The organism is Nonomuraea sp. C10 (assembly GCF_008017515.1).
Taxonomy (GTDB): Bacteria; Actinomycetota; Actinomycetes; order Streptosporangiales; family Streptosporangiaceae; genus Nonomuraea; species Nonomuraea ferruginea.
In genome coordinates this window covers 603339-618536 of sequence record NZ_VPFF01000003.1, presented here as the reverse complement: position 1 = coordinate 618536, position 15198 = coordinate 603339, and the positions used below count along the sequence as shown (strand labels likewise).

14 protein-coding genes are annotated in these 15198 nt (G+C 71.1%); 7 read left to right on the top strand and 7 right to left on the bottom strand.

Annotated elements, in window-relative coordinates; all coding sequences use genetic code 11:
* From FR742_RS34395 to FR742_RS34375, 5 genes are read left to right on the top strand one after another with little or no spacing between them, the layout of a single operon-like run.
* A complete protein-coding gene (locus tag FR742_RS34395) occupies positions 1-3711 on the top strand; it encodes a nitrate reductase subunit alpha (protein WP_148035471.1) in 3711 nt (1236 codons plus the stop codon).
* Entirely contained in the window at positions 3711-5462 is a 1752-nt protein-coding gene (narH, locus tag FR742_RS34390) for a nitrate reductase subunit beta (protein ID WP_148035470.1), read from the top strand. The genes FR742_RS34395 and narH overlap by 1 nt, the downstream gene beginning before the upstream one ends.
* On the top strand, positions 5462-6142 hold the full coding sequence (gene narJ / locus FR742_RS34385; protein WP_148035469.1) for a nitrate reductase molybdenum cofactor assembly chaperone: 681 nt from the start codon (positions 5462-5464) through the stop codon (positions 6140-6142). Before narH ends, narJ begins: the two co-directional genes overlap by 1 nt.
* The gene (gene narI, locus FR742_RS34380; protein WP_148035468.1) at positions 6139-6873 is read left to right on the top strand and encodes a respiratory nitrate reductase subunit gamma; all 735 of its coding nucleotides are present in this window, start codon (positions 6139-6141) and stop codon (positions 6871-6873) included. The genes narJ and narI overlap by 4 nt, the downstream gene beginning before the upstream one ends.
* On the top strand, positions 6870-7445 hold the full coding sequence (locus FR742_RS34375; protein ID WP_148035467.1) for an HPP family protein: 576 nt from the start codon (positions 6870-6872) through the stop codon (positions 7443-7445). The genes narI and FR742_RS34375 overlap by 4 nt, the downstream gene beginning before the upstream one ends.
* Positions 7446-7468: 23 nt before the next feature.
* Here FR742_RS34375 and FR742_RS34370 read toward each other — a convergent pair whose 3' ends face one another.
* Positions 7469-8047, bottom strand: a complete 579-nt coding sequence (locus FR742_RS34370) for a hemerythrin domain-containing protein (protein ID WP_261808946.1) — start codon at positions 8045-8047, stop codon at positions 7469-7471.
* Positions 8048-8236: 189 nt separating this feature from the next.
* On the opposite strand from FR742_RS34370, the gene FR742_RS34365 reads away from it, so the two are divergent.
* Positions 8237-9436: a hypothetical protein gene (locus FR742_RS34365; RefSeq protein ID WP_148035466.1), complete on the top strand. Its 1200-nt coding sequence runs from the start codon at positions 8237-8239 to the stop codon at positions 9434-9436.
* Positions 9433-10065, top strand: coding sequence for a phosphodiesterase (locus FR742_RS34360; RefSeq protein ID WP_148035465.1), 633 nt, complete (start codon positions 9433-9435; stop codon positions 10063-10065). Before FR742_RS34365 ends, FR742_RS34360 begins: the two co-directional genes overlap by 4 nt.
* A 5-nt stretch (positions 10066-10070) precedes the next feature.
* On the opposite strand, the gene FR742_RS34355 is transcribed toward FR742_RS34360, so the two are convergent.
* The 6 genes from FR742_RS34355 to FR742_RS34330 are packed head-to-tail and all read right to left on the bottom strand — an operon-like array spanning position 10071 to position 15076.
* Positions 10071-10886, bottom strand: coding sequence for an SAM-dependent methyltransferase (locus FR742_RS34355; RefSeq protein WP_148035464.1), 816 nt, complete (start codon positions 10884-10886; stop codon positions 10071-10073).
* A 47-nt stretch (positions 10887-10933) separates the two neighbouring features.
* On the bottom strand, positions 10934-11890 hold the full coding sequence (locus FR742_RS34350; RefSeq protein WP_148035463.1) for a zinc-binding alcohol dehydrogenase family protein: 957 nt from the start codon (positions 11888-11890) through the stop codon (positions 10934-10936).
* 2 nt (positions 11891-11892) lie between these two features.
* Complete coding sequence (locus FR742_RS34345; RefSeq protein ID WP_148035462.1) at positions 11893-12252, bottom strand: hypothetical protein; 360 nt, start codon at positions 12250-12252, stop codon at positions 11893-11895.
* The gene (locus tag FR742_RS34340) at positions 12249-13112 is read right to left on the bottom strand and encodes an extradiol ring-cleavage dioxygenase (protein ID WP_148035461.1); all 864 of its coding nucleotides are present in this window, start codon (positions 13110-13112) and stop codon (positions 12249-12251) included. The genes FR742_RS34345 and FR742_RS34340 overlap by 4 nt, the downstream gene beginning before the upstream one ends.
* The gene (locus FR742_RS34335) at positions 13105-13917 is read right to left on the bottom strand and encodes a citryl-CoA lyase (protein ID WP_148035460.1); all 813 of its coding nucleotides are present in this window, start codon (positions 13915-13917) and stop codon (positions 13105-13107) included. Before FR742_RS34335 ends, FR742_RS34340 begins: the two co-directional genes overlap by 8 nt.
* Complete coding sequence (locus tag FR742_RS34330) at positions 13910-15076, bottom strand: CaiB/BaiF CoA-transferase family protein (protein ID WP_148035459.1); 1167 nt, start codon at positions 15074-15076, stop codon at positions 13910-13912. Before FR742_RS34330 ends, FR742_RS34335 begins: the two co-directional genes overlap by 8 nt.
* Positions 15077-15198 lie beyond the last annotated feature (122 nt).

The following is a 15198-nucleotide window of genomic DNA, read 5'->3' as shown; positions in this document are numbered from 1 at the left end:
ATGGTCAACGAGCGAACGGCCGAGGAGCCCAAGGAGGGAGCCACCGGGGCCCTCCTGCGGATCGGAGACTTCTTCAGCCGGGGCGTCTATTCGGGCGACCTGAGGGACGTGTCCTATCGGGGCGGACGGGCGGGTGAGGTCTTCTACCGCGACCGCTGGTCGCACGACAAGATCGTGCGGTCCACCCACGGGGTGAACTGCACGGGCTCCTGCTCCTGGAAGGTGTACGTCAAGGACGGCATCATCACCTGGGAGACCCAGGAGATCGACTATCCGACGGCCGGCCCCGACCGCCCCGAGTACGAACCCCGGGGCTGCCCGCGCGGAGCGGCGTTCTCCTGGTACACCTACCACCCGACCCGGGTGCGCTACCCGTACGCGCGCGGCGTCCTCGTGGAGATGTACCGCGAGGCCCGCAGGCGGCTCGGCGACCCCGTCCTGGCCTGGTCGGACGTCGTGGGCGACCCGGAGCGGCGGCGCCGCTACCAGCAGGCGCGCGGCAAGGGCGGGCTGGTGCGCACCACCTGGGACGAGGCGCTGGAGATGATCGCCGCCGCCCATGTGCACACCATCAAGGAGCACGGTCCCGACCGGATCGCCGGGTTCACCCCCATCCCCGGCCAGTCGATGCTGTCCCACGCGATCGGCACCCGGTTCCTGTCGCTGATCGGCGGCCAGGCGCTGTCGTTCTACGACTGGTACGCAGACCTGCCGGTGGCCTCCCCGCAGGTGTTCGGCGACCAGACCGACGTGCCGGTGTCCGGCGACTGGTGGGACGCGGCCTACCTGATCATGTGGGGCTCCAACGTCCCCGTCACCCGCACGCCCGACGCGCACTGGATGGTCGAGGCCCGCTACAACGGCCAGAAGGTGGTCGTGGTCTCCCCCGACTACGCCGACAACAGCAAGTTCGCCGACGACTGGCTGCACCCCCATCCCGGCACCGACGGCGCGCTGGCCCACGCGATGGGCCAGGTGATCCTGCGCGAGTGCTTCGTCGAGCGGCAGGTGCCGTACTTCCTCGACTACGTGCGCCGCTTCACCGACATGCCGTTCCTGGTCCGGCTGGAGGAGAAGGACGGCGCGTACGTCCCGGGGCGGTTCCTGCGCGCCGCCGACCTCGGCGGGGAGCACGCCGCGGCCGAGAACGCCGAATGGCGCACCGTGCTGCTGGACGAGGCCACCGGCGACGTGGTCGTTCCCTCCGGCTCCGTCGCCGACCGCTGGTCGCACGAGGACGGACGCTGGAACCTCGACCTCGGCGACGTCCTGCCCCGGCTCACCCTGCACGGCCTGCCCGACGCCGTGGGCGCCGAGGTGCTGCTTCCCCGGTTCGACACCGCCGACGGCTCGGGGGCGGTGCTCAAGCGCGGCGTCCCGGCCAGACGGCTGACGCCCGGCGGGCCGCTGGTCACGACCGTGTACGACCTGATGCTGGCGCGCTACGGCGTCGGCCGGGACGGCATGCCAGGCGACTGGCCGACCGGCTACGACGACGCGGCCTCGCCCGGAACCCCGGCCTGGCAGGAGACGATCACCTCGGTGCCGGCCGCCGCGGCCATCCGGATCGCCCGCGAGTTCGCCATGACCGCCGAGAGCACCGACGGCCGCTGCATGATCCTCATGGGCGCCGGCACCAACCACTGGTTCCATTCGGAGACCACGTACCGCAACTTCATCACGCTGCTGCTGATCACCGGCTGCATCGGACGCAACGGCGGCGGCTGGGCCCACTACGTCGGCCAGGAGAAGTGCCGCCCGCTCACCGGCTGGACCACGCTGGCCACCGCGAACGACTGGAAACGGCCGAGCCGGCAGATGATCGGCACCGGCTTCTTCTTCCTCAACACCGACCAGTGGCGCTACGACCACTTCCGCGCCGACGCCCTGGCCTCGCCGCTCGGCGAGGGACGCTTCGAAGGGATGACGGCGGTCGACATCCTGGCCCAGTCGGCCCGGCTCGGCTGGATGCCCTCCTATCCGACCTTCGACCGCAACCCGCTGGACCTAGCCGACGAGGCCCGCGCCTCGGGCCGGGACCCGGGCGAGCACGTCGCCGGGGAACTGGCGGCGGGCAGGCTCAAGTTCTGCGCCGAGGACCCGGACCATCCGGGCAACTGGCCGCGCATCCTCATCGCGTGGCGGGCCAACCTGCTGGGCTCGTCCGCCAAAGGCGCCGAGTACTTCCAGCGCCACCTGCTGGGCACGCTCAGCAACCTGCGGGCCACCGAGGCGCCGGAGGACGTCCGGCCAAGGGACGTGCGCTGGCGCGACCCCGCGCCCGAGGGCAAACTCGACCTGCTGCTCTCGCTGGACTTCCGGATGACGTCCACGACCCTGCTGTCCGACATCGTGCTCCCGGCCGCGACCTGGTACGAGAAGCACGATCTGAACTCGACCGACATGCACCCGTACGTGCACTCGTTCAACCCGGCGGTGGAGCCGCCCTGGCAGGCCCGCACCGACTTCGAGATCTTCAACGACATCGCCGACGGCGTGTCCGAGCTGGCCGGCGAGCATCTGGGCACCCGGTACGACCTGGTGGCCACGCCCTTCCAGCACGACACACCAGGCGAACTGGGCAACCCTGCGGGCGCGGCGCGGGACTGGCGGGCCGACGGATCGACCCCGGTCCCGGGCCGGACCATGCCGAGCGTGACCGTCGTCGAGCGGGACTACACGGCGATCTCCGCCCAGCTGCGCGCCCTCGGCCCGCTCGCCGCGTCCGAGGGCGTGCCCTGCAAGGGCGTCACCTACCAGGTGGATCACGAGATCAGGCTGCTGGGCCAGGTGAACGGCGTCGCGCGCGGCGGCCCCGCCGACGGCCTGCCGCTGATCGACACCGGCAAGAAGGCGTGCGAGGCGATCCTGACGTTGTCCGGCTCGACCAACGGCCGCCTCGCCGACCAGGGCTTCCGCACCCTGGCCCGGAAGGTGGGCGCCGGCGAAGGGCTGGCCGGCCTCGCCCGCGCCGACGCCGACCGCCGCATCACCTACGCCGCCACCCAGGCGCACCCGCAGACCACCATCACCAGCCCCGAATGGGCGGGCATCGAGACCACCGAACGCCAGTACAGCGCCTTCACCATCAACACCGAGCACGGCAAGCCCTGGCACACCCTGACCGGGCGCATGCACTTCTTCCTGGACCACGACTGGATCGCCGAGCTCGGCGAGAACCTGCCGACGTACCGGCCGCCGCTGAACATGCACCGGCTGTTCGGCGAGCCCGTCCTCGGCCCGGACGGCGCGCGCGAGGTGACCGTGCGCTACCTCACCCCGCACAACAAGTGGTCCATCCACTCGGAGTACCAGGACAACCTGATCATGCTGTCGCTGTCGCGGGGCGGTCAGGTCATCTGGATCAGCCCGCAGGACGCCGAGGCCATCGGCGTCGCCGACAACGACTGGATCGAGGCGGTCAACCGCAACGGCGTGGTGGTCGCCCGGGCCATCGTGTCCTACCGGATGCCGGCCGGGACGGTCTACATGCACCACGCCCAGGACCGCGTCATCGCCGTCCCCAAGAGCGAGACCACCGGACGGCGGGGCGGCATCCACAACTCGCTGACCCGCGTGCTCGTCAAACCCACCCATTTCATCGGGGGGTACGCCCAGCTCTCCTTCTTCCCCAACTACATGGGCCCGGTCGGCACCCAGCGTGACGAGATCACGGTGATCCGGCGGCGGGCGCAGAAGGTGGAGTACTGATGCGCGTCATGGCCCAGATCTGCATGGTGATGAACCTGGACAAGTGCATCGGGTGCCACACCTGCTCGGTCACCTGCAAACAGACGTGGACGAGCCGGCCCGGCGTCGAGTACGTGTGGTTCAACAACGTGGAGACGCGCCCGGGGCAGGGCTATCCGCGCCGCTACGAGGACCAGGAACGCTGGCGGGGCGGCTGGAAGCTGACCGCGCGCGGCCGGCTGGTGCCCAAGGCGGGCGGCCGGATGCGCCGGCTGGCGAGCATCTTCGCCAACCCGCTGCTGCCCAACATCCGCGACTACTACGAGCCGTGGACCTACGACTACAACGCCCTGTTCGACACCCCCGCCGGTGACGACTTCCCGGTGGCGGCGCCCCGCTCGCTCATCAGCGGCCGGCGGATGGACAACATCACCTGGTCGGCCAACTGGGACGACAACCTGGGCGGCATGCCGCAGCACGAGGGCGACGACGTCGTCCTGCGGCGGATCCAGGACAAGGTGCGCATGGAGCTCGAACAGACCTTCATGTTCTACCTGCCGCGCATCTGCGAGCACTGCATCAACCCGTCGTGCGTGGCGTCCTGCCCGTCGGGCGCGCTTTACAAGCGCGTGGAGGACGGGATCGTGCTGGTCGACCAGGACCGCTGCCGCGGCTGGCGGATGTGCGTCACGGGCTGCCCGTACAAGAAGATGTACTTCAACCACCGCACCGGCAAGGCCGAGAAGTGCACCTTCTGCTTCCCGCGCATCGAGGTCGGCCAGCCCACCGTCTGCTCCGAGACGTGCGTCGGCCGGTTGCGCTACATCGGCGTGCTGCTGTACGACGCCGACCGGGCCCCGGCGGCCGCCGCGACCCCGCGCGAGCAGGACCTCTACCCGGCGCAGCTCGACCTGTTCCTGAACCCGCACGACCCGGACGTCCGGCGGGCCGCCGAGGCGGCGGGCATCCCGCACGACTGGATCCAGGCGGCCCGCCGCTCGCCCGTCTACGACCTGATCGCCACCTACGGCGTGGCGCTGCCGCTGCATCCGGAGTACCGCACGCTGCCGATGGTCTGGTACGTGCCTCCGCTGTCGCCCGTGGTGGAGGCGATCACCGCCTCGGGCCACGACGGCGAGGACTACCGGAACCTGTTCGGCGCCATCGACACGCTCCGCATCCCGGTCTCCTACCTGGCCGAGCTCTTCACCGCGGGCGACCCGGCCCCCGTCGAGCTGGCGCTGCGGCGGCTGGCCGCGATGCGCTCCCACCGGCGGCGGATCAACCTCGGCGAGCCGGTCGACCCGGAGATCGCCGCCTCGGTCGGCTTCGACGTCGAGAAACTGGACGCCATGTTCCGGCTGCTCTCCCTGGCGAAGTACGAGGAACGCTACGTCATCCCGACGGCCGCCGCCGGAGACGTACGGAGCCTGGAGGAGACCGCGCTGAGCGGATGCAGCCTCGACTACGAGGGCGGCCCGGGGATGGGTGGCACCGAGTCGTCGGGGCCGTTCGGCGAGGCGTCCGGCCGGCCGGCGCCGCAGGCCGTGGAGACCTTCCACGTCCTGCGGCAGCGCCAGACCTCGGAGTCGGCCGCCGACACCTCCGGCCACGAGGGCCGGATCAACCTGCTCAACTGGGACGGCCGAGGCCTCCCCGAGGGGCTGTTCCCGTACCGGTCGAAAAGCCGGGGCGGTCAGGTGGACAGGGGCGAGGACCTGGGCGCCGAACCCGGCGAGATCAGCGAGCGGCGCGAGCGCGGAGAGTCGTGATGAAGTCACCCTGGACCTCGCGGCGGCCCCGGCTGTCCGCCGACGGCGTGGCCGTGGTGCGGCGGGCCGCCGGGATGTGCCTGCGCTACCCCGACCGGGCCCTGTTCGACCGGCTGCCGCTGATCAGGGCCGCGCTCGCCGAGACCGGCGCGCATCCGCCGGTGTCCGCCGTCGCCGAGTTCGCCGAGCACCTGGCGGGCCTGGAGCCGCTGCGGGCCGAGGAGCACTACGTGGCGGTCTTCGACGTCCGCAACCGCCGCTCGCTGCACCTGACCTGGTGGACCGACGGCGACACCCGCCGCCGGGGGTTCTCCCTCGCCGCGATCAAGGCGCGCTACCGGGCGCACGGCCTGACGCCTCCGGGCAGGGACGAGTTGCCCGACTACCTGCCCGTCGTCCTGGAGTACGCGACCCTGGAGCGCGAGGACGGCACGGAGCTGCTCCAGGAGCACCGGGCCGGGCTCGAACTGCTGAGGTTCGCCCTGGTCAAAGCCGTCACGCCGTACGCGCGACTGCTGGAGGCGGTGTGCGGCACGCTGCCCGGCGCCTCTCCCGGCACCCCCGAGGAGGCCGCCCGGATGGCCCGCCGCCCGATCGGCGGCGGACCCGAACTGGTCGGGCTGGACACCATCGGACTCCCCTCGTCGCTTCCCTTCGCCATCACCGGGGGTCTCAAGTGATCTCACCCGTCGACGTCTTCCTGTGGGGCGCGTTGCCCTACATCGCCGTGGCGATCCTCGTCACCGGCCTCGTCTGGCGATACCGCTACGACAAGTTCGGCTGGACGACCCGCTCGTCCGAGCTGTACGAGTCGCGGCTGCTGCGGTGGGGGAGCCCGATGTTCCACATCGGGCTGCTCGTCGTGCTGATGGGCCACCTGCTCGGCCTGTTCATCCCGGACAGCTGGACGGCCGCGATCGGGGTCAGCGAGACCGTCTACAGCTTCCTGGCGATCTCGCTCGGCGTCGCCGCCGGCGTGCTCACCTACGCCGGCATCGCCCTGCTCGTCTGGCGGCGGCGCACCACCGGGCCGGTCTTCCTGGCCACGACCGTCAACGACAAGTTCATGTACGTCTTCCTGGTCGCGGCGCTGACGCTCGGGCTGGCCACCACGCTGATCAACGCCTCGACGCTGCACTACAACTACCGCGTCGACGTCTCGCCCTGGGTGCGCAGCCTCTTCGTGTTCCAGCCCGAGGTGGCGCTCATGGCGCGCACGCCGATCGAGTACCGCGTCCACGCGATCTCCGGGCTGGTGCTGTTCGCGATCGTGCCCTTCACCCGGCTGGTCCACGCGTTCACCGCGCCCGTGCACTACCTGTTCAGGCCGTACATCGTCTACCGGGCCCGCGACCCGCGGAACATCGGCACCGCGGCGCTCCGGCCGGGGTGGAAGCGGAGCGACGTATGACCCGCGAGGCGAAGCCCTACTATCTGGAGTCGCTGGAGGACCGGTATCCCAGGTGGGCGGTGCGTTCGGTCTACACGGGCGTCAACAGCTTCATCTCGATCTTCCTCATGGCGATCATCGCCTACAACACCCACGCCCCGTTCGTCTTCCCGTCACTCGGGCCCACGGCCTTCCTGCTGTTCTACACGCCGCTGGCCGCCGCGTCCGCCCCGCACAACACCCTGGTCGGACACCTGATCGGCCTGCTGGCCGGATGGTTCTCGCTGGCGGTGACCGGGCTGCTCGCCGTGCCGCCCGACCTGGAGAAGATCGACTGGCAGCGGATCCTGGCCTGCGCCATCGCGCTCGGCCTGACCTGCGGGCTGATGCCGATCTTCCAGGCGGCGCATCCGCCGGCCGGCGCCACCACCCTGATCGTCTCGCTGGGCCTGATACGGACCCCGGAACACCTGCTGATCATGATGGTCGCGGTGTTCGTCATCGTCCTGCAGGGCTTCGTCATCAACCGGGCGGCCGGCCTGCCCTATCCGATGTGGCGCAAGCGCGCGCAGAACGCGCCGCCGGACGACTGACAGGCCGGCCGAGGCGGCCCCGGTCAGTGTTTCTTGTCCCTGGCCTTCCTGATGACGTCCCTGGCACGGTCCATCATCGCCATCGGGGTGCCCACGAGCAGGTTCTTGGTCGCCGACTCGGTGCCTGGATGCGGGTGGGTCGGGGCCATGGCCTCGGCGGCCTTGACGCCGGCGCCCAGCGCGCGCCGCTCGGCCTGGGAGGTGTGCTGGACGACCTTCGCGAACTCGTACCGCTCCTCGGCGCGGGCGTGCGCCTCGACGGCGGCCCGCAGCGCCAGGAGGTTGCGCATGAAGTTCGGCGCGTCCGGGCCGGCCTGGTCCATCTCCTGGAGGAGCTTCTTGGCCTCGTGCTCCTCTTCGAGGCGGTCCTGGACGACGCCCGCGCCGCCGTCGAGCTTGGTGCGGGCGTAGGGGTGGAGGATCTCCTCCTCGGCCGTCTCGTGCACGGCCAGCAGCCGCACGAGGCGGGTGAAGGACTCGCCGCGCCGCTCTGGCGGCGCCTGCTCGACTTCGTCGAACAGATTCCTGATCATGCCGTGCTGGGCGATCAGAAGTTCGATGACGTCCGTCTCTTCCATCTTCTCGGGAACTGTCTTCGTCACGGTCCATCTCCTCTCGGATTACGGCGGGTGCCTACCCGTGGTCCGGCTGGTCACGCATGCGCTTGCCGTTTCTGGAGGGACCGGCGGTGAGCTGAGGAGATTGCTCCCGAAAGCCTCGGGTAGGCCCGATTCGGACGTCGCCCACCCCCCGGCGCACGCGAGTCGAGCAGCCGAAGGAGCGCGAAACACATGACCTTCAATCCCTTGCGGGAGCGGGGCATCCCGCTGGACAAGCAGATACGTAACTGGCGTGAACTGAACGTCATGCCCATCGACCCCGATCACGCGGACCCGTACACGCGCTGCCGCGTCATCGCGATGAACGGCATCGAGACCGAGGCGATCTTCTTCAGCCACCACCTGGCACGTCACTGCCCGGACACCGAGCTCAAGCAGCAGCTCGCCCGGGTCCGTTACATCGAGGCGCAGCAGCAGAAGGTGGTCAACTGGCTGCTGCCGGGCGTCGCCTCGGTGCTGGAGACCACCATCGCCTACGAGCAGGTCGCCGTCGACCTGACCGCCTGGGTCGCCCGGATGGAGCCCGACCCGTACCTCAAGCAGGCCTACCAGTTCGGTGTCCTGGAGGACTTCGACCACCTCTACAGGTACTCCAACCTGTACGAGATGATCGAGCACCGCAAGGCCGAGAAGATCGTCGACAACCTGACCGAGATCATGCCGGGCAGGCCGACCCCCCTGCACCACCGCGACCCGATGGACAACGTCCGCGACCCGTACGACAGGTCGACCGCGGCGCCCATCTCCAAGCTGCACGCGCTCACCATCATGGCCGCCGAGCAGCAGACGATGAACTTCTACATGAACGTCGGCCCGACCTACATGGAGCCGATCGCCCGCCAGCTCTACCAGGAGATCGGGCTGATCGAGGAGGAGCACGTCACCCACTACGAGTCGCTGGTCGACCCGGGCGAGAGCTGGTGGGAGATGCTGCTCAACCACGAGTACAACGAGTGCTACCTCTACCACTCGTTCATGGAGACCGAGTCCGACCCGAAGGTGAAGAGCATCTGGGAGCTCCACCTCAACATGGAGCTGGAGCACCTGCGCCTGGCCGCCGAGCTGTTCAAGACGCACGACGGCCGCGACCCGGAGCAGGTGCTGGCGCCGGAGCTGCCGGCCCCGGTCACGTTCGAGCCGAACAAGGACTACATCCGCGAGCTGCTCGCCACCCAGATCGACTACACCACGCTGGGCACCGGCTACGTCCAGGAGGCCCACGAGCGGTTCGAGAGGATGCAGGAGCAGATCATGGGCGGCGAGCCCGCGCCGTCGCAGGTGGCGATGCAGGAGAACGTGCACAAGTCCGGCGAGGAGTACCGGCTGGAGACCGAAGGTCCCCACCCGGTGCCGAGTCTCAGGCGCCGATGAGGAGACTAGCCACGCTCGGGGCCCGGCTGCGTCGCGGCCGGGTCCTGCACCCGAGGGGCCGCCTGCTGGCCGGCACGCTGGAGGTGACCGGCGCGGGCGAGCTCGGCGTGCCGGTCCTGGACGAGCGCGGACAGTACGAGGTGATCGCCCGCCTGTCGAAGGGCGGCTCGCTGCCCGGCCGCCTGCCCGACGTGCTCGGCCTGGCGGTGCGCCTGCCCGGCCCGGTCGACCTGTTGTTGTCCACCTGCGGGGCGGCGCCGTGGCTGCTGCGGCCCAGGGCCGGGTTCACCGCGGGCCCGTACTCCAGCGTGGTGCCGTACGGCAGCGACGCCGGGCCGGTCTGGCTGGTCGCCGTGCCCGAAGGAGAGGACGTGCCGGCCGATCCCGCCCTGCTGCCCGCGGCGCTCAGGCGCGGCCCGCTGCTGTTCCACCTGCTGGCCGCGCGCCGGGACACGCCCGCCCGGCCGCTGGCGACCCTCAGGGTACGGGCGACGCTGTCGGAGCGCGCGGACCTGTCCTTCGACCCGGTGCGGCACGGGCACCCGTCGCTGCGGATCGAGGGCTCGCTCGCCCGTCTGCGGCGCGGCGCCTACCAGGGCTCCCGGGAGGGACGCCACGCCGAGCTCTGAGCCCGTCAGCCCGGCTTGCGGCCGACTCCGGCGGCGATCCAGGTCTTGACGGCCTCGGCGTCGGACACCGGGGTGTGCGGCCGCCACTGCCTCACGTAGACGAAGCCGGGCTCGATCAACTCCAGGCCGTCGAAGAAGCGCTTCGCCTCCGCCATGGTGCGAGGCCCGCCCGAGGGGCGCTTGAGCGCGTCGCGGTAGATGTCGGCGACCGCCTCGGCGATGTCGGGCCGCGTGTCGAACACCGCGTGGGTGATCGCGACGTAGCTGCCGGGCGGGAGCCGGTCGCACAGGGCGGCCACGCTCTCGTAAGCGCCGAAGTCGTCGGGGATGTACTGCAGCATGCCGAAGAGCAGCACCATCACCGGCTGGGAGAGGTCGATGAGCCGCCGCGTCACCGGATGGTCGAGGATCGCGTCAGGCTCCAGGATGACGCCCTCCGCCACCCCGGTGCGCTCGTTGGTGGCCAGCAGGGCGCGGGCGTGGTTGAGCGCGACCGGGTCGTCGGCGACGTAGACGGCCCTGGACTCGGGCGCCAGCTCCTGGGCGATCTGGTGGACGTTGCGCTCGACCGGCAGCCAGGCGCCGATCTGCAGGAACTGCCGCACGCCCGCCTCGACCAGATGGGCGACCACCCGCTGGCGGAACTCCTGGACGTGCTCGCCCATGGCCTTGGCCTCGGGGGCCAGCGCGAGCACCTTCTCCGCCAGCTCGCGGTCGATGGCGAAGTTGTCCTTGCCGCCGGCGAAGTAGTTGTTGATCCGAGCGACACTGGGCGTGCTGGCCGACACGCCGGGGCTCGGCGGCTGAGTGGCATCGCTCATGAGTGATCTCCTGTTCGCGGAGCGCTACGGACAACGGTAGCGGCTTCTCAACGGACGGAAAGGACGATCCGCCCCGAAGGAGCGCCCGCCGCCTGACGTTGCCACGCTTTTTCCGCATCGTCGAGCGGCATGATCTCATGAACGACCGACAACGCGCCGCGCGCCGCGTGTCCGGCGATCTCGGTGATGGCGGCGGCGCGCTGGGCCGGAGTCAGCTCGTTGTTGGTGTATCCCAGCAGCCGCAGCGACTTGCCGCGCAGCGTCGAGGAGTCGATCGGGCTGGTCTCGGAGGCGGAGCCGCCGAGGTTGACCAGGCGCCCGCCGGGGCGCAACACCCGGGTCGCCGCCGCGGCCGGCACTCCGAAGAGCGGGTCGAGAACCAGGTCGGCGGGGCCGTCGAGGGCCGCGGACAGCCGGGCGGCCAGCTCGCCGGCGTCGTCGCCGTCGAGCGGGACCACCGCGTCGGCCCCGGCCCGCTCGGCGCGCTCCCGCGCGGCGGCGGAACGCGCGGCGGCGACCACCCGCCGGGCGCCGGCCAGCCGGGCGAGCTGCACGGCCGCCTGCCCGACGGTCCCGCCCGCGCCCAGCACGATCACCTGCTCGCCCGGCCTGAGCTCGCCGCGCCAGCCGAGCGCCATGTAGGCGGCCACGGCCGACAGGCCCAGCGCCGCCACGGCCACCGGGTCGGCGCCGGGCGGCAGCTCCACCAGGTCGCTCTCGGGCACCGCGGCCAGCTCGGCCATGCTGCCGTCGCCCGGCGCCATCCCCGCCGTGGTGGGGAACCAGACGGTCCGGCCGCCGACGGTGCCCACCCCCTGGACGCCCGGCACGTACGGGGTCGGCGGCGTGCCGAAGTAGGACGTGCCGGTCGCGCAGAGCAGGTCGAGCGGTGTCACCGGGGCGGCGGACACCTCGACGAGCACCTCGCCGGGCCCGGGCGAGGGCGCGGGGCGCTCGGCCACCGCCGGCGGCTCTCCGCAGGTGTGGATCTGGGCGGCGCGCATGGTCAGGTCGCGATGTCCGGGTAGGGCAGGCTCATGTGGGCCAGCTTACGGGCGTACTCCTTCTGGAACCCGAGAGGCTCGTAGTCGCGCTCGAACATGGCGATGAAGAGCGTGAGCGTGAGGAACGGGTGCGCGCCCATCTCGAACAGCCGCACGTAGTCGTGCGCGGCCAGCGCCTCCCGCTCGGCGTCGTCGAAGCGCAGCCAGGTCGACGCCTCGCCGCCGTGGCAGTTGAGCACGAGGTTGGCCCGCGTCGACTCCCACCACTCGACCGTGCCGCGCGGGTCCTCGCGGTAGCGCTCGACGAGCTCGGGGTCGCGGTCGACGGTGAACAGGAACTTGTTCAGCAGATACTTGCTCACGACCGGCCTCCGCGCGGGTACCAGGTGAAGTACGCCTCCATGGTGTGGAACAGATCGTAGGTGTCGACGTAGTCGGCCTTCTGGCCCTCGCCCGCGACGCCCATCATCAGCATGAAGTCCATGAACCCGTGGGTGGCGTTGCCCGGCGCGTGCAGGCTGTCGAGCGTGACCTCCGCCAGGCAGCCCTCGATGTCGCCGCCCGCGATCCACTCGACGGCCTTGGCGTCGAACTCCGGGTCCGGCCCGTGCGGCCCGAACTGGCGCGGCCCGCCCAGCTCCAGCGACAGGTGGCCGGTGCCGATGACGGCGACCCGCTGGTCCGACGGCCACGACTCGACCAGCTGCCGGATCGTGCGGCCCAGCTCCACGAACCGTTTCGGCCGAGGCAGCGGCGGCGCGAAGATGTTGGTGTAGACGGGCACGATCGGCAGGTCGTTCTGCGGGCGCAGGGTGATGATCGGGCACGTGATCGAGTGGTCGATCCGCAGCTCGTTGGAGAAGGCCAGGTCGAAGCCCGCGTCGAGGCCCTCGCGCAGCACGTGGGAGGAGAGGTCCTCCTGGCCGGTGAAGAGCATCCGGGGCAGGCCGAACTCGCGCTCCTCGTTGTACCAGTTCGCGTCGTAGTAGGGCGCCTTGCCGACCAGGAACTGCGGCATGTTGTCGAGCCAGAGCTGATGGAAGTGGTCGGACCCGACCATCACCAGCACGTCGGGCCTGGCCCTGGTGAGGGTCTCGCGGAACGCCTCCACCTTGCGCACCCACTCGTCGGCGAACGGCGGCCGGTCCTCACCGGTGGCCGTGCTGGCGCGGTAGTAGAACGGATGGTGGGTGGATGCGATCACGGCGACGAGTTCAGCCATGCGTGCCTCCAGGGGGGTACGGGTCGGGGGCGACGGACCGGTTGTTGAGATCGACCGACAGGAAGATGTCGTTGGCCACCGGGTGGCGCAGCTCCTCGGCGAGCTGGCCGATCAGCCCGGCGGTCCTGGCGAGCAGGGCGAAGCCGCGCAGCAGCTCCAGCGGCAGCCCGAGGTCGGCCAGCGCCGCCCCGCAGACGCCGGCCCCGTTCAGCGGGAGCGTCTTGCCGAGCACCTCGGGGTGGACGCGGCCGATGGCGGCGAACAGCGACAGGTGGGGCCCGTAGAGCCCCTCCTCGGCGGCGATCCGCAGCAGCCGTGGGGTGCGCGGGTCGCCGTTCTTGTGCACGTGGTGGCCGAGCCCGGGGACGAACCTGCCCTCGGCGCGCCGGGCGCGCACGGTCTCCAGGGCGAGCGCGTCCCACCCGGCGTCGTCCTCCGGCGGCTCGCCGGCGGACTCCAGCACGGCGTGCAGGAACCGGCCGCAGTCCTCGGTCACGCCGAGGAACCGGGACCCGCCGCCGAGCAGCCCCGCCGCCAGCGCGCCCTGGATCGAGTCGGGCGCCGACAGGTAGGTGAGCCGGGTGACGATCGCGGTGGGCGTGAACCCGTGGTCGGCCAGCGCGGCGAGCACGGCCTCGAACACGCGCGTCTCGCCGGGTGACGGCCTGCGCTGGGCGGCCAGCCAGAACGCCAGCTCGCCGAAGCCCACCTCGCCCATCACGTCCTCGGCGAGGTCGTGGCCCAGCAGGGTGATCTTCTCGACCGAGGACGCGCCGAGCGCCGTCGGATACTCCCGGTCAGCCACGACCGCCGCCTTCCCCGCCCGGCTCGGACAGCCAGGCGCGCAGCTCCGCGCCGTGCTCGTCCAGCTCGGGCGGCGGCAGCTCGTACGTGAGCGCGCTCTCGGAGAACCGGATCGGGTGCCGCGTCGTCGGCACCGCCCGCTCGCCCTCGCCGACCGCCACCACCGGGTCCAGCCCGAACCGCTCGGCCATCGCGAACCCGCCGTCGACGGTGTTGATCGGCCCGCTCGGCACCCCCGCCTCGACCAGCAGGTCGAACCACTCCACGGCGGTCTTGGCGCGCAGCCGTTCCACGAGGATCGGCCGCAGCTCCTCCCGGTTGGCGGTCCGCCCCGCGTTGCGGGCGAAGCGCGGGTCGTCGGCCACCTCGGGGATGCCGAGCACCTCGCACAGCTTGCGGAACTGGCCGTCGTTCCCGGTCGCCACGATCAGGTCGGTGTCGGCGGCCGGCAGCGGCTCGTACGGGAACACGCTCGGATGCGCGTTGCCCATCCGGAACGGCACCACGCCACCCGCCACGTACGCGGAGCTCTGGTTGACCATCGCCGTCAGCGCCGACGACAGCAGGTTGATCTCGACGTGCTGCCCCCGGCCGGTGGCGTCCCGGTGGCGCAGCGCGGCCAGGATGCCGATGACCGCGTGGTTGCCCGCCATCACGTCGAACACCGAGATGCCGGCCCGGTACGGCGGGCCCTCCGGGTCGCCGGTGAGGCTCATCAGACCGGACATGGCCTGCACCATCAGGTCGTAACCGGGCACCTTGGCCCCGGGGCCGGAGCCGAACCCGCTGATGGACGCGTACACGATGCCCGGGTTCGCCTCCAGCACCGCGTCGAAGCCGAGGCCGTACTTGTCCAGCCCGCCCGGCTTGAAGTTCTCGATCAGCACGTCGGCCCGCCGCGCCAGCTCCCTGGCCAGCCCGGCGTCCTCCTCGTCGCGCAGGTCCAGCGCGATCGACCGCTTCCCCCGGTTGACGCCCAGGTAGTAGGTGGCCGCCTCGCCACGGGCCGGCGGTGTCCACGACCGGGTGTCGTCCCCCTTGGGCCCCTCGACCTTGATCACCTCGGCCCCGAGGTCGGCCAGGAGCATCGTGGCGTACGGGCCCGCCAGCACGCGGGAGAAGTCGGCCACCAGCACACCGGACAGTGGTCCTGCTGTCATCCGGCTCCGCCCTCCATATCCGTTACACGGACAGATGTCCGTGACGCACATTCTCACCATCCAACAGGAGAAGCGTCAACCATTGACAGGCCGCCCGAGCGTCATCAGAGTGTCCCTTAACC